This is a genomic window from Mediterraneibacter sp. HA8405 (genome assembly GCF_056148955.1).
Window position 1 is genome coordinate 1,683,744 of the sequence record NZ_CM148758.1, and the last position, 13,745, is coordinate 1,697,488.

Annotated in this window: 10 protein-coding genes; 7 read left to right on the forward strand and 3 right to left on the reverse strand. The window is 47.8% G+C overall.

Annotation, left to right across the window (positions count from 1 at the left end; translation table 11 throughout):
- The first annotated feature begins 27 nt into the window (after positions 1–27).
- The 6 genes from lepA to dnaJ all read left to right on the forward strand — a co-directional run bounded on the left by lepA (position 28) and on the right by dnaJ (position 8,372).
- The gene (gene lepA / locus AC0QUU_RS07855; protein ID WP_474541884.1) at positions 28–1,842 is read left to right on the forward strand and encodes a translation elongation factor 4; all 1,815 of its coding nucleotides are present in this window, start codon (positions 28–30) and stop codon (positions 1,840–1,842) included.
- A gap of 38 nt (positions 1,843–1,880) precedes the next feature.
- Complete coding sequence (hemW, locus tag AC0QUU_RS07860) at positions 1,881–3,107, forward strand: radical SAM family heme chaperone HemW (RefSeq protein WP_474541886.1); 1,227 nt, start codon at positions 1,881–1,883, stop codon at positions 3,105–3,107.
- A gap of 232 nt (positions 3,108–3,339) precedes the next feature.
- Positions 3,340–4,389: a heat-inducible transcriptional repressor HrcA gene (gene hrcA, locus AC0QUU_RS07865; RefSeq protein WP_474541888.1), complete on the forward strand. Its 1,050-nt coding sequence runs from the start codon at positions 3,340–3,342 to the stop codon at positions 4,387–4,389.
- A 31-nt stretch (positions 4,390–4,420) separates the two neighbouring features.
- On the forward strand, positions 4,421–5,116 hold the full coding sequence (gene grpE, locus AC0QUU_RS07870) for a nucleotide exchange factor GrpE (RefSeq protein WP_474545542.1): 696 nt from the start codon (positions 4,421–4,423) through the stop codon (positions 5,114–5,116).
- Positions 5,117–5,167: 51 nt separating this feature from the next.
- On the forward strand, positions 5,168–7,057 hold the full coding sequence (dnaK, locus tag AC0QUU_RS07875) for a molecular chaperone DnaK (RefSeq protein WP_474541889.1): 1,890 nt from the start codon (positions 5,168–5,170) through the stop codon (positions 7,055–7,057).
- Positions 7,058–7,181: 124 nt separating this feature from the next.
- Positions 7,182–8,372 (forward strand): molecular chaperone DnaJ, encoded by a 1,191-nt coding sequence (dnaJ, locus tag AC0QUU_RS07880; RefSeq protein ID WP_474541891.1) that lies wholly within the window; start codon positions 7,182–7,184, stop codon positions 8,370–8,372.
- A 373-nt stretch (positions 8,373–8,745) separates the two neighbouring features.
- On the opposite strand, the gene glgX is transcribed toward dnaJ, so the two are convergent.
- The 3 genes from glgX to AC0QUU_RS07895 are packed head-to-tail and all read right to left on the reverse strand — an operon-like array spanning position 8,746 to position 12,589.
- A complete protein-coding gene (gene glgX, locus AC0QUU_RS07885; RefSeq protein ID WP_474541892.1) occupies positions 8,746–10,863 on the reverse strand; it encodes a glycogen debranching protein GlgX in 2,118 nt (705 codons plus the stop codon).
- A gap of 21 nt (positions 10,864–10,884) precedes the next feature.
- Entirely contained in the window at positions 10,885–11,511 is a 627-nt protein-coding gene (locus AC0QUU_RS07890) for a response regulator (protein WP_474541894.1), read from the reverse strand.
- Complete coding sequence (locus AC0QUU_RS07895) at positions 11,489–12,589, reverse strand: sensor histidine kinase (protein WP_474541895.1); 1,101 nt, start codon at positions 12,587–12,589, stop codon at positions 11,489–11,491. The genes AC0QUU_RS07890 and AC0QUU_RS07895 overlap by 23 nt, the downstream gene beginning before the upstream one ends.
- Positions 12,590–12,812: 223 nt before the next feature.
- On the opposite strand from AC0QUU_RS07895, the gene AC0QUU_RS07900 reads away from it, so the two are divergent.
- Positions 12,813–13,742 carry an ABC transporter ATP-binding protein gene (locus AC0QUU_RS07900; RefSeq protein WP_474541897.1) on the forward strand — a complete coding sequence of 310 codons (930 nt, stop codon included), beginning with the start codon at positions 12,813–12,815 and terminating at the stop codon, positions 13,740–13,742.
- Positions 13,743–13,745 lie beyond the last annotated feature (3 nt).

Here is a 13,745-nt window from a genome sequence, read left to right on the forward strand (position 1 = left end):
TATAAACAGATAATTGGAGGAAGAAAAGTGGCAGCGATTGATCAAAGCAAAATCAGAAATTTTTGTATTATTGCACATATTGACCACGGTAAATCCACGCTGGCGGACCGCATTATAGAGATGACAGGACTTCTGACCAGCCGGGAAATGCAGGCCCAGGTGCTGGATAATATGGACCTGGAGCGGGAGAGAGGGATTACGATTAAAGCCCAGGCAGTGCGTACGGTCTATAAGGCAGATGACGGAGAAGAATATATTTTCAATTTAATTGATACTCCGGGACATGTGGATTTCAATTATGAAGTATCCAGGAGCCTGGCAGCCTGCGACGGGGCGATTCTGGTTGTGGATGCGGCGCAGGGCGTAGAGGCACAGACTCTGGCAAACGTGTACCTTGCACTGGATCATGATCTGGACGTAATGCCTGTAATCAATAAAATTGACCTGCCCAGCGCGGATCCGGACCGGGTTAAGGAAGAAATTGAAGATGTAATTGGCATTGACGCAGAAGACGCGCCGCTGATTTCCGCGAAGACCGGACAGAATGTCCATGAGGTGCTGGAGCAGATTATTCAGAAGATCCCGGCTCCGGGCGGGGATCCGTCCGCTCCCCTTCAGGCGCTGATTTTTGATTCCGTTTATGATTCTTACAAAGGAGTAATCGTATTCTGCCGCATTAAGGAAGGAACGGTCAGAAAAGGGACGCCTATGCTTATGATGGCTACCGGAGCCCGGGCGGAAGTGGTGGAAGTAGGAACCTTTGGAGCCGGACAGTTTATCCCGTGTGATGAACTGGAGGCAGGAATGGTAGGCTATATCACCGCCAGCCTGAAAAATGTAAAAGAAACCCGGGTGGGCGATACAATTACCGATGCATCCAATCCCTGTTCCGAACCTCTGCCCGGATATAAAAAGGTAAATCCTATGGTATACTGCGGCCTTTACCCGGCGGACGGGGCAAAATACCCGGATTTGAGAGATGCTCTTGAGAAACTGCAGCTCAATGACGCGGCACTTCAGTTTGAGGCCGAGACTTCCGCGGCTCTGGGATTTGGATTCCGGTGCGGCTTCCTGGGTCTTCTCCATCTGGAGATTGTTCAGGAACGCCTGGAGAGAGAATATAATCTGGATCTGGTTACCACAGCCCCCAGTGTTATTTACAAGGTGCACAAGACAAACGGGGAAGTGGAGGATCTGACCAATCCGACAAATATGCCGGACCCGGCGGAGATCGAATATATGGAGGAACCCATGGTAAAAGCAGAAATCATGGTGACTTCCGAGTATATCGGCGCAATCATGGATCTGTGCCAGGAGCGGCGCGGAATTTACCAGAGCATGGAATATATTGAAGAAAAAAGGGCCGTACTGCATTATCATCTGCCTCTGAACGAGATTATCTATGATTTCTTTGACGCTCTGAAATCCCGTTCCAGAGGATATGCTTCTTTTGATTATGAGATGATGGGATATCAGCGCTCTGACCTTGTGAAGCTGGACATTCTGATTAATAAAGAAGAAGTAGATGCGCTGTCATTTATTGTATTTGCCGGAAGTGCCTATGAGCGGGGACGAAAAATGTGCGAAAAACTTAAGGCAGAGATTCCCAGACAGCTGTTTGAGATTCCCATTCAGGCGGCAATCGGAAGCAAGATTATTGCCCGGGAGACTGTCAAGGCTATGCGCAAAGATGTATTGGCAAAATGTTACGGCGGCGATATATCCCGAAAGAAGAAGCTTCTGGAGAAACAGAAAGAAGGAAAGAAGCGCATGCGCCAGGTGGGCAATGTAGAGATCCCGCAGAAGGCGTTTATGAGTGTACTGAAACTGGACGACGACTGACAGATGACAGGCGATAACGGAAACTACGGAGCAGATTTATGGAAAAAAGAGAGCTGGAGCTGTATGTGCATATCCCTTTCTGCGTAAAGAAATGCGCATACTGCGATTTCCTCTCCGCTCCTGCCGGAGAAAGAGAAATACATGCTTATACAGACGCGCTGATCCGTGAGATCAGAGCCAGAGGAGAAAATCACAAAGATTGCCGTGTCAGCACGGTATTTCTGGGCGGCGGCACTCCCTCCGTGCTGAGCGGGGAGGACGCCGCCCGGATTTTTCGCGCGCTGAAGGAGAGTTTTGATATTGCAGAAAACCCGGAGATTACGCTGGAAGTGAACCCGGGAACAGTGACGGAGGAAAAAACGGCAGCATGGAAAAATGCAGGAATTAGCAGGATCAGTATCGGCCTTCAGTCTGTCAATGACCGGGAGCTTAAAATGCTTGGAAGGATTCATACATTCCGGGAGTTCCTGAATACATGGAAACTGGTGCGGCGTGCCGGATTTAATAATGTAAGTATTGATCTGATTTCTGCAATTCCCGGGCAGACCGTACAAAGCTGGGAGAGGACGCTGCGGACTGTGGCGGAACTGGGACCGGAGCATATTTCAGCATATAGTCTGATTATAGAAGAGGGAACGCCCTTTTATACTCTGTACGGAGACGGAAAAGAAAATGCCGGAGACAGCTCTTTTCCGCCGCTGCCGGACGAGGATGAGGACCGGGAAATATATCAGAGGACAGCTTCTGTTCTGAACGAGTACGGATACCACAGGTATGAGATATCCAACTATGCAAGAGAAGGATATGAGTGCCGGCATAATCTGGGCTACTGGGAGCGGAAAGAATACCTGGGTCTGGGTCTCGGGGCCTCCTCTCTGATCAGGGAATGCAGATTTCACAATACCGCGGATATGGAAAAGTATATGCATGTGTATGGCAGCGGCGGAAAGGCAGCGGAGGGGGAAGAGAATTCTGCATGTTCCTGTATGAAAACAGAAGAGCAGAATTCCACTTTGGAAGAAATAGAAAAGCTGTCTGTGGAAGATCAGATGGAAGAATTTATGTTTCTGGGCCTTCGGAAGACAGCAGGGATTTCTCCCGAAGATTTTCGAAGGTCTTTTGACAGAAATATTATGGATGTATATGGAGAGAAACTGATAAAACTGGAAAAACAGGGACTGATCAGAAATTCCGGAGCCAGAATCAGTCTGACTGAGAGAGGAACTGATATCAGCAACTATGTGTTCAGTGAATTTATTTTTTAAAGACAGTGCCTGCGGAAAACTTCCGGAGGCAAATTTTATGACCGGAAAGTATTAGGCCGGGAAAAATCAAAGTACGGAATATTGTTTTAAAATTCAGGTTTTTACTGTTTACTCAAAAAAATATATAAATCCTGTTGACAAAAAGAAAGCAGGGTGCTATCTTAATATACGAAAGGTGTTAGCACTCAAAAGAATAGAGTGCTAATAGTGATAAGGGAGAGGAGGCAGAACTGTGGCAGTAGATTCTGCATTAAGCGAAAGAAAGCTTATTATATTGAAGGCGATCATACAGAACTACCTCGAGACCGGCGAGCCGGTCGGCTCCAGAACTCTTTCAAAATATACAGAACTGAACTTAAGTTCCGCTACAATCCGAAATGAGATGGCAGATCTGGAAGATCTGGGATATATTTTCCAGCCGCATACATCAGCAGGAAGGATTCCTTCGGATAAAGGATACCGGTTGTATGTGGATATGCTCATGGAGGAAAAAGAACAGGAAATTACAGAGCGCGAGGACGCGATGCTGGAAAAAGCCGACAAGGTGGAAAAAGTATTGCAGCAGGCAGCAAAAGTGCTGGCTTCCAATACGAACTATGCGACCATGGTTTCAGCACCGATAAACAGCCGCAATACATTGAAGTTCATACAGCTTTCACAGGTGGACGAGGAACAGATTGTTGCGGTTATTGTGCTTGGCGGCAATGTGATCAAGAATAAGATCATAGAAGTCGGTGAAACATTAAGTAATGAAACACTGCTGAAGCTGAACATGCTTTTAAACACTACTCTGAACGGTATGTCCATTGACCAGATTACACTGGGGCTGATCGCAAGACTGAAAGAGCAGGCTGGCATTCACAGCGAGGTGGTAGCGCATGTGCTGGATGCGGTGGCGGAAATTATACATGTAGACGATGACATGAAGATCTATACAAGCGGTGCTACAAATATCTTCAAATATCCTGAACTCAGCGATAAACAGAGCGCCCAGGAAATTATAAGTGCATTTGAGGAAAAACAGCAGCTTGAAGAACTTGTTACAGAGACTCTTGCCAGCGAGAACAACCACGGCATACAGGTTTATATCGGAGATGAGACTCCGGTAAAGACGATGAAGGACTGCAGTGTGGTGACGGCCACATATGAGCTGGGCGAGGGCATGAAAGGTACAATCGGTATCATTGGTCCGAAACGAATGGATTATGAACATGTCATGAAGACGCTGAAGACTCTGCAGAATGAGTTGGATGCGATTTACAATAAAAATCCGAAAGAATAAACAGGAAGGTGGAAAGCTGGTGAGTGACAAGATGAGCAAAGAAGATATGGTAAAAGAAGCTGTCGAAGAAGCAAAAGCCAAAGCCGCTGAAGTTGATGAGCCCCAGACCGGGCAGGAAGAAACAGCAGAACAGGATACCGCAGAAAGCAAAAATGCGGAAACGGACAGCCAGTCCGACGCAGAGAATAGCGGTTCAGACAGGGAACAGACTGAAGAAGATGAGTCCGGTTCAGAAGCACAGGATTCAAAAGCAGAGAAGAAGAAACTTTTCGGCAAGAAAAACAAGAAAGATAAAAAGGACGAGAAGATTGATGAACTTACAGATCGTCTTACCCGTCAGATGGCAGAGTTTGATAACTTCCGCAAACGTACGGAAAAAGAGAAATCCCAGATGTACGAGATAGGAGCGAAAGATATCATAGAAAAGATCCTTCCCATTGTCGATAACTTCGAAAGAGGATTATCCTCAATGCCGGAAGATGAGAAAGCCACTCCTTTTGCAGAGGGGATGGAAAAGATCTACAAACAGCTGATGACTACACTGGAAGGAATCGGAGTGAAGCCGATCGAAGCAGTTGGTCAGGAATTCAATCCGGACTTTCACAATGCAGTAATGCATGTGGAAGACGAGGAACTGGGTGAGAACATCATCGCAGAAGAATTCCAGAAAGGCTATATGTACCGTGACAGTGTCGTGAGACACAGTATGGTAAAAGTTGCAAACTGACATCTTCAATATTTGGAATAAATAAAGAAAAATTAAAGGAGGAGCATTACTATGGGAAAAATAATTGGTATTGACCTTGGTACGACAAACAGCTGCGTGGCTGTTATGGAAGGCGGTCAGCCGACAGTCATCGCAAATACCGAGGGCGCAAGAACAACACCGTCTGTTGTGGCGTTTACAAAGACAGGTGAGCGTCTGGTGGGAGAGCCTGCAAAACGTCAGGCCGTAACAAACGCAAACAGAACGATCTCTTCGATCAAGAGAGAGATGGGTACAGATTATAAGGTAGACATTGACGGAAAGAAATATTCTCCGCAGGAGATCTCCGCAATGATTCTTCAGAAGCTGAAAGCAGATGCGGAAGGATACCTTGGCGAGAAAGTGACAGAGGCTGTTATCACAGTTCCTGCTTACTTCAACGACGCTCAGCGTCAGGCTACAAAGGATGCCGGAAAGATCGCAGGCCTTGATGTAAAACGTATCATCAACGAGCCTACAGCGGCTGCACTGGCTTACGGACTTGACAATGAGAAAGAGCAGAAGATCATGGTATATGACCTCGGCGGCGGTACATTCGATGTATCTATCATCGAGATCGGCGACGGAGTTATCGAAGTTCTTTCCACAGCTGGAAACAACAGACTGGGCGGCGATGACTTTGACCAAATGATCACAGACTATATGCTGGCTGATTTCAAGGCAAAAGAAGGTGTAGACCTTTCCGGAGACAAGATGGCTCTCCAGAGACTGAAAGAAGCGGCAGAGAAGGCAAAGAAAGAGCTTTCATCCGCAACAACAACAAATATCAACCTTCCGTTCATCACAGCAACATCCGAAGGACCGAAGCACTTTGATATGAACCTTACAAGAGCAAAATTTGATGAGCTTACAAGAGATCTTGTAGACAAGACAGCAGAGCCGGTAAGACGCGCGCTTTCCGATGCAGGAATTACGGCAGCAGATCTTGGCCAGGTGCTTCTGGTCGGAGGATCTACACGTATCCCGGCAGTACAGGAAGAGGTTAAGAGACTGACAGGCAAAGAGCCGAGCAAATCCCTGAACCCGGATGAGTGTGTTGCACTTGGTGCATCTGTACAGGGCGGTAAGCTTGCAGGTGATGCAGGCGCAGGAGATATCCTTCTTCTGGACGTTACTCCGCTTTCATTGTCCATCGAGACAATGGGTGGTGTCGCTACAAGACTGATCGAGAGAAATACAACGATCCCGACAAAGAAGAGCCAGATCTTCTCCACAGCTGCAGATAACCAGACAGCTGTAGATATCAACGTAGTACAGGGCGAGAGACAGTTCGCGAAAGATAACAAGTCGCTTGGACAGTTCAGACTGGACGGAATCCCGCCGGCTCCGCGTGGAGTACCGCAGATCGAAGTTACATTTGATATCGATGCAAATGGTATTGTAAATGTATCCGCTAAGGATCTGGGAACGGGCAAAGAGCAGCATATCACAATCACAGCAGGATCCAACATGTCTGATGCAGACATCGATAAGGCTGTCAAAGAAGCAGCTGAGTTCGAGGCACAGGATAAAAAGCGCAAAGAGGCTGTTGATACAAGAAACGAAGCGGATGCAATGGTATTCCAGACAGAAAAAGCTCTCAAAGATGTAGGCGATAAACTGGACGCAAACGACAAGGCTGCAGTTGAGGCAGATATGCAGGCACTTAAAGATGTACTTGCAAAATCCACTCCTGAGAATACAAGTGAATCTGATGTGGCTGAGATCAAGGCTGCGAAAGAGAAACTGATGGAAAGCGCACAGAAGCTGTTTACAAAGATGTATGAGCAGGCTGGCGCAGGAGCGGCAGGCGGCCCGAATCCGGGAGCAGGTGCCGGCCCGAACCCGGGAGCAGGCGCTGGTCCGGCTCCGGACGGTTTCCAGGGTGATGATGTGGTGGACGGAGATTATAAAGAAGTCTAAATCACCGGATCTGAACAGAGCACAGGGAATCTTCCCATTGTTTCATGGTAAGAATAAGAAAAAATTCTACGGAACCACTGAGTGGTTTCGTAGATTTTTTCGTGAAAGGTAGAGTATTTCAGTTATGGCAGAGACAAAGAGAGATTATTATGAGGTGCTCGGAGTAAGTAAGGACGCTGATGAAGCGGCGATCAAGAAAGCTTATCGTGCACTTGCGAAAAAATATCATCCCGACATGAATCCGGGAGACAAAGAGGCGGAAAAGAAATTCAAGGAAGCCTCTGAAGCGTATGCAGTCTTAAGTGATGCTGAGAAACGGCGTCAGTATGACCAGTTCGGGCATGCGGCATTTGAAGGCGGCGCCGGCGGTGCAGGCGGATTCGGTGGCTTTGATTTCAGCGGTGCCGATTTCAGTGACATATTTGGAGATATATTCGGGGATCTTTTCGGCGGCAGTCGCCGCGGCGGCCGCGGTGGAAACGGCCCGATGAAAGGCGCCAGCATCAGAAAAAGCATCCGTATAACATTTGAGGAAGCTGTCTTCGGCTGTGAGAAGGAGCTGGATCTGATCTTAAAGGATCCATGCGAGGACTGTAACGGTACAGGCGCAAAACCGGGAACATCTCCGGAAACCTGTCCAAAATGCGGCGGCAGGGGACAGGTGGTTTATACATCCCAGTCCTTCTTCGGTACAGTTCAGAATGTGCAGACCTGCCCCACATGCGGTGGCTCAGGTAAGGTAATAAAAGAGAAATGTTCGAAATGTGCAGGCACCGGATATACATCCAGCCGGAAGAAGATTAAGGTATCCATCCCTGCCGGTATTGACAATGGCCAGAGTGTCCGGATCCGTGACAAAGGTGAGCCGGGTGTAAACGGGGGTCCGAGGGGTGATCTTCTTGTTGAAGTGAATGTATCCCATCATCCGGTATTTCAGAGACAGGATGTCCACATTTTTTCAACAGTGCCTATCTCATTCGCAGTTGCCGCGCTGGGCGGTGATATCCGTATAAAGACTGTGGATGGTGATGTGATCTATACAGTCAGACCCGGAACCAAGACAGATACAAAAGTCCGTCTGAAAGGGAAAGGAGTGCCTTCTCTGCGAAACCCGCAGGTGAGAGGCGATCATTATGTCACGCTTGTTATTCAGACACCGGAGCGTCTGAGCGCAGAGGCGAAAGAAGTTCTCAGAAAGTTCGATGAACTGACCGGAAATACTTTGCATCAGAACGACAATCCGGATGAGAATAAAGGAGAAAAAAAGAAAAAGAAAGGCTTCATGGACAAAATGAAAGAAGTCTTTGAAGATTGAAAATTTGAATTTATCTGCGGTATGGGGCTGGAGAGATCCGAAAACACTTCGATACAGAGGAAACAGAAATCGTATTCGGAGAGCGGCTGCGGGAAATTTCAGCTCCGTTCCGCGTAATAATTAAAACTATAAAACCCTGAGCACAGGCTAAAAACAGGATTTTCAATGGAAACTCACGTTCCGTTCGGACAGCTCCATTGAAAATCCTAACGCCTGTACTCAGGGTTTTAAGTTTTACTAAATTACGCTTCAAGTCGCAGAAATTTCCCGCAGCCGCTCTCCGAAAGGAGCATCCAGTCCTCTGTATCCAAGTATTTTCTTCGCTCATCCATCCGGCACAATACCCGGCCTTCCCGGCGGAAGTTCTTTCCACTCAAAAATTTAAATTCTCTCCCACAAATACAATTACAGATCTTTCTCCGAGGAGAAGTGTTTTTTCTGCTGTGGGCATTTCTTCTGTGGAAAATGTCTGCTGCTTCGGATCGCCGGTGTTTACCGCGATTTTCCAGCAATAATCTTCCGGGAGATCGGGAAGTGTGAGATGGGCCGCGTTCCAGTGGGCGTTTACGGCGACATAAACAAGATCTTCCCGTTCCTTTTCTTCGTCATAACCTGCAAACAGGACGCAGGCGGCATACTGACTTTCCGGCTCGTCGGCCTCCCAGGGCGCCAGACCGTGAAGGCTCATGGAGGGGAATCCGATATAGCTGGGTTCCAGATCTTTGCGGATGGCCGGGTGTTCCATGCGGAACGCGATCATAAACCGGAAAAAGTCGAAGATATCCTGGTTTTTCTCAAGAAGCGACCAGTTCAGCCAGGAAATTTCGTTGTCCTGGCAGTAGGGATTGTTATTCCCGTACCGGGTATCGCCGAATTCATCTCCGGAGAGAAACATGGGCGTTCCTCTGCTGCACATCAGTACTGTACAGGCGTTTTTAATCATCTTCCAGCGGAGGGACAGAATTGTCTCATCGTCTGTATCCCCTTCCTGTCCGCAGTTCCAGCTGTTGTTGTCGTCAAATCCGTCGGTATTTCCCCACCCGTTGGCTTCATTGTGTTTCTGGTTGTAACTGTACAGATCATACAGCGTAAATCCGTCATGGCAGGTGATAAAGTTAACAGAAGCATTGCCGCCCCGGTAAACCGGATCATAGAGATCCGGAGAGCCGATCATCCGCTGGGCAGCGATACGGGCCATATTCGGATCGCCTTTCAGAAAACACCGCATATCATCCCGGTAACGTCCGTTCCATTCCGCCCAGCGCTTCCAGGCGGGGAAAGAGCCTACCTGGTAGAGACCGCCCGCATCCCAGGCTTCCGCGATCAGTTTTACTCCGCCCAGAATAGAGTCAAAGGCAAGATTGCGCAGAAGAGGAGGCTGATTCATAGGCACGCCGTCCTCATTCCGTCCGAGAATGGAAGCGAGATCAAAGCGGAATCCATCTACACGGTACTCAATCACCCAGTATTTCAGACAGTCCAGGATCAGCTCCTGCACCACGGGATGGTTGCAGTTCAGAGTATTCCCGCAGCCGCTGAAATTATAGTATTTTCCGTCGGGCGTGAGCATATAATAAATGTTATTGTCAAATCCTTTAAAAGAAAAGCAGGGACCCAGCTCATTTCCTTCTGCCGTATGGTTAAATACTACGTCAAGAATTACTTCAATCCCGTTGTCATGAAGGGTTTTGATCATTTTTTTCAGTTCCAGACCTTCCCGGTTATATTCGACAGAGGAACAGTAACTGGTATTGGGGGCAAAGAAACAGACCGGATTGTATCCCCAGTAATCCAGAAGCTGGTTTTCATCGATAAGGCGCGCGTCCCTCATTTCATCAAATTCAAAAATCGGCATCAGTTCTACCGCATTGATCCCCAGTTTTTTCAAATAAGGAATCTTCTCCTCCAGTCCATGAAAGGTGCCCGGACATGTTACGCCGGATGAAGAATCCATAGTATAGCCCCGGACATGCAGCTCATAGATAATCAGATCTTCCATGGGAATCTGCGTGTGCCGTTCCGGTCCCCAGTCAAAGTTGGAGCGGACGACCCGGGCGCGGTATCCGTGGGAGGCGCTGTTTGTATGGCCCCAGCGGCTCTGTCCGGTAACGGCGCGGGCGTAGGGATCCAGAAGAATTTTTGTGCGGTCGAAGCGAAGCCCCTTCTTTTCATCAAAAGGGCCGTCCAGGCGGTACGCATATTCAAATTCTTCGATATCCAGTCCGAATACAATCATGGAATAGACAAAACCGATCCGGTAATTGTCCGGAAACTTCAGCACTGCGAAGGGTTCCTCCGCCTCTCTGTGAAACAGGAGAAGTTCGCAGGAGACAGCGCCGTGAGACTGTATGGTAAAGTTGACTCCGCCGGGAATAATTGTGGCTCCGAAATCCCGGAAAAACCCGGGGCGCACCTGGAAACCGCTGATCTCATCAATCGGTTTCAGCTGCTGTGCAGAGACAAGTACCAGGTCAGATGCATGCATTGACATGAAATTACCTCCTTTTCAAAATTACGGGTCTATGTTCTGGTAATAAAAGATAGCGACCTGGGTGCGGTCCCTCAGATCCAGCTTATCCAGAATCGTGCTTAAATAGTTTCTCACCGTGCCTTCACTTAAATACAGCCGGGAAGCAATTTCTTTATTGCTCAGTCCTTCCGCTATAAGACGGATGATATCAAGTTCCCTTTCACTGATCCCATAGTCAGGACAGTGGAAATCTTTCTTTTTGTTAAGGAGCCGGGGAATGCGTGAGACGATTTTTTCTCCGAAAACAGTCTGTCCGGAGTACACTGCCCGCACGGCGGGGATAATGTTCTGGTAGTCCTGTTTTAAAAGATAGCCTTTTGCGCCCAGTTTCAGTGACTTTACAATGTATTCATCATCTGAGAATGTAGTGAGCAGAAGAATCCGGGCATCCGGAAACGTCTCCAGAATCTGTGCCGCCGCATCCAGTCCGTTCTTTCCTTTCATGCGGATATCCATCAGAAGTACATCGGGTCTGTGTTCTCTGTACAGATTGAAAGCCAGACTTCCGTCATCTGCAGTAGCCGCTACTGTAAGATCGGGCTGAGACTCCAGAATGGTTTTCAGGGCATTTACGACAAGGCAGTCGTCATCTACGAGCATCAGTTTCATGTTTTGCCTCCTTTGGAACTGTAATCCATATCTGAAATCCATTCTCTGTATGAAAATGAATCTGTCCGTTTAATTTAATAATACGCTCTTTCATGTTGGCCAGCCCCATTCCGCTTTCTGATGAGGCCTTGCATGAACCCGTCCCGTTATCTGAAATGCACAGCTGATACAGGGCCGGATGTTCACGAAGCCGGATGGTGACCTTTGTGGCATTGCTGTGCCGGATTACGTTGGCAAGCGCTTCTTTTGTAATGCTGATAAAGCTGTATTTGACATCCTTTGGCACGGCAGGGGAACAGTCAAAGGAAAAGTCTACCGGACAGAAGGTAAAATCTTTGATCAGCATACGGATGGCATCTTCCATGTTTACGGCGTCATCCCGCAGGTCATGGACACTTTTCCGGATGCTGTCCATTGCCAGATTCAGGCTGTCGTCCAGAGAGTTCAGGGCCGGAGTCAGAGCAGTGTCCTTATTTACTGTCTTTGCGGCTCCCACCAGAAGGATGGAACGGGAAAGCAGGTGTCCCACATTGTCGTGGATTTCTCTGGCAATCCGGTTCCGTTCCCGGAGCGTTGCGTTATATATTTCGTAATCCTGCTTTTCCAGAAGGGTACGGTTCTTTTCTGTTAAAAGGATATCCCGTTCCTTACTGTCATCCTGGGTGCGGCGCAGCTCCTCTTCAAGAAATTCGCAGCGGTCTGTATTTTTCTCAAGAAAAAAAGCAGCCAGAAAACAGAACAGTTCCAGAAATATAAGAACCGGGGAAAGATGGCCGTACACAGAGCCCAGCAGAAGAAAGAGGATTCCCCCGGGAATCAGCACAGCATATTTCCGGCTCCTTAATACTGTATAAACTGCCGCAGGATAAAAGTACAGAAATGAGGGGCAGAATACTGCGGCGGCAAAATAACAGAAGCCGCCTGCGGCGGGAAGCAGGGAATCTCTTTGTGTGTATATGGAACAACAGAGAATTACTGCTCCCAGAAAGGCCAGTATAAACCAGATATCAGGCTGTACATAGAAAAGGCAGAACATGCTGAAAAGCATAAGCGCTGCAAGGTTCATCAGGTGATTCATATAGATTCAGGCATAAGCCGGCTCCTTCCGTTTCGTTTTAATATATTTATTATACATGAAAACCTTACCCGGGGCAAAAGAATTCATAAGCAGATGACAATTGTCATGTAACAATCTGACACAGGACACTACAGAAAACAGGTTCTGTAAAGTAGAATAAATACAGTGAAATCATAATGCGTTGATACCGGTATTGACCGGAAGACAATAAGGAGGAAACAGGATGATTGAGATCAAGAATCTGGTAAAGAGATATGGAAGCCTGGTGGCCCTCGACCACCTGAATCTCCACATAAAAGAGGGGGAGATATTCGGACTGCTGGGGCCGAACGGCAGCGGAAAAACAACGGCGATCAACTGCATGCTCGCTCTGCTGAAGTTTGACAGGGGAAGTATACGTATTATGGGCGAGGAGATGAGCCCGGATAATTATCGGATAAAAAAAGAGATAGGTGTTGTTATGCAGGATGTAGCGGTATTCAATGAACTTACCGTACATGATAACATTGATTATTTCTGCAGCCTGTACATAAAAGACCGGAAAAGATGCAGGGAACTTGTGGAGGATGCCATCCATTTTGCCGGACTGGAGGAATACAGAAAAGTATATCCGAAAAAGCTTTCGGGAGGACTTCTGAGACGTCTGAATATTGCCTGCGGCATCGCCCACAGGCCTAGACTGATCTTTCTGGATGAACCGACCGTTGCTGTTGATCCTCAGAGCAGAAATCAGATACTGGAAGGCATCTGCGAGCTGAACAGGCAGGGATCCACAATTATTTATACATCCCATTATATGGAAGAAGTGGAACAGATCTGTACCAGAATTGCAATAATGGATCACGGAAGATGCATTGCCTCCGGAACAAAGGAGGAACTGAAGAAAATGATAAGAACCGGGGAGACGGTTGTCATTGAAGCTGTTTCTCTGGAGGAAGAACAGCTGGAGCAGATCCGGAGTCTTCCGGGTGTGTTTACTGCAGAATACGAGGAACAGGTGCTTACGGTGCGCTGCACGGGAACAAAACATAATCTGCTTAGAATTCTCGGCTGGCTGCAGGAGAGAGAGATCCCCTTCGGACAGGTCTTTTCCCAGCTGGCGACTCTCAACGACGTGTTCCTGGAGATCACAGGGAAACAGCTTCGGGACTGAATA

Coding starts and splice junctions, on each gene's coding strand:
- glgX (WP_474541892.1), bottom strand. CDS start 10,863: ATGTCAATGCATGCATCTGACCTGGTACTTGTCTCTGCACAGCAGCTG.
- AC0QUU_RS07890 (WP_474541894.1), bottom strand. CDS start 11,511: ATGAAACTGATGCTCGTAGATGACGACTGCCTTGTCGTAAATGCCCTG.
- dnaK (WP_474541889.1), top strand. CDS start 5,168: ATGGGAAAAATAATTGGTATTGACCTTGGTACGACAAACAGCTGCGTG.
- grpE (WP_474545542.1), top strand. CDS start 4,421: ATGAGCAAAGAAGATATGGTAAAAGAAGCTGTCGAAGAAGCAAAAGCC.
- AC0QUU_RS07900 (WP_474541897.1), top strand. CDS start 12,813: ATGATTGAGATCAAGAATCTGGTAAAGAGATATGGAAGCCTGGTGGCC.
- dnaJ (WP_474541891.1), top strand. CDS start 7,182: ATGGCAGAGACAAAGAGAGATTATTATGAGGTGCTCGGAGTAAGTAAG.
- hemW (WP_474541886.1), top strand. CDS start 1,881: ATGGAAAAAAGAGAGCTGGAGCTGTATGTGCATATCCCTTTCTGCGTA.
- AC0QUU_RS07895 (WP_474541895.1), bottom strand. CDS start 12,589: ATGAATCACCTGATGAACCTTGCAGCGCTTATGCTTTTCAGCATGTTC.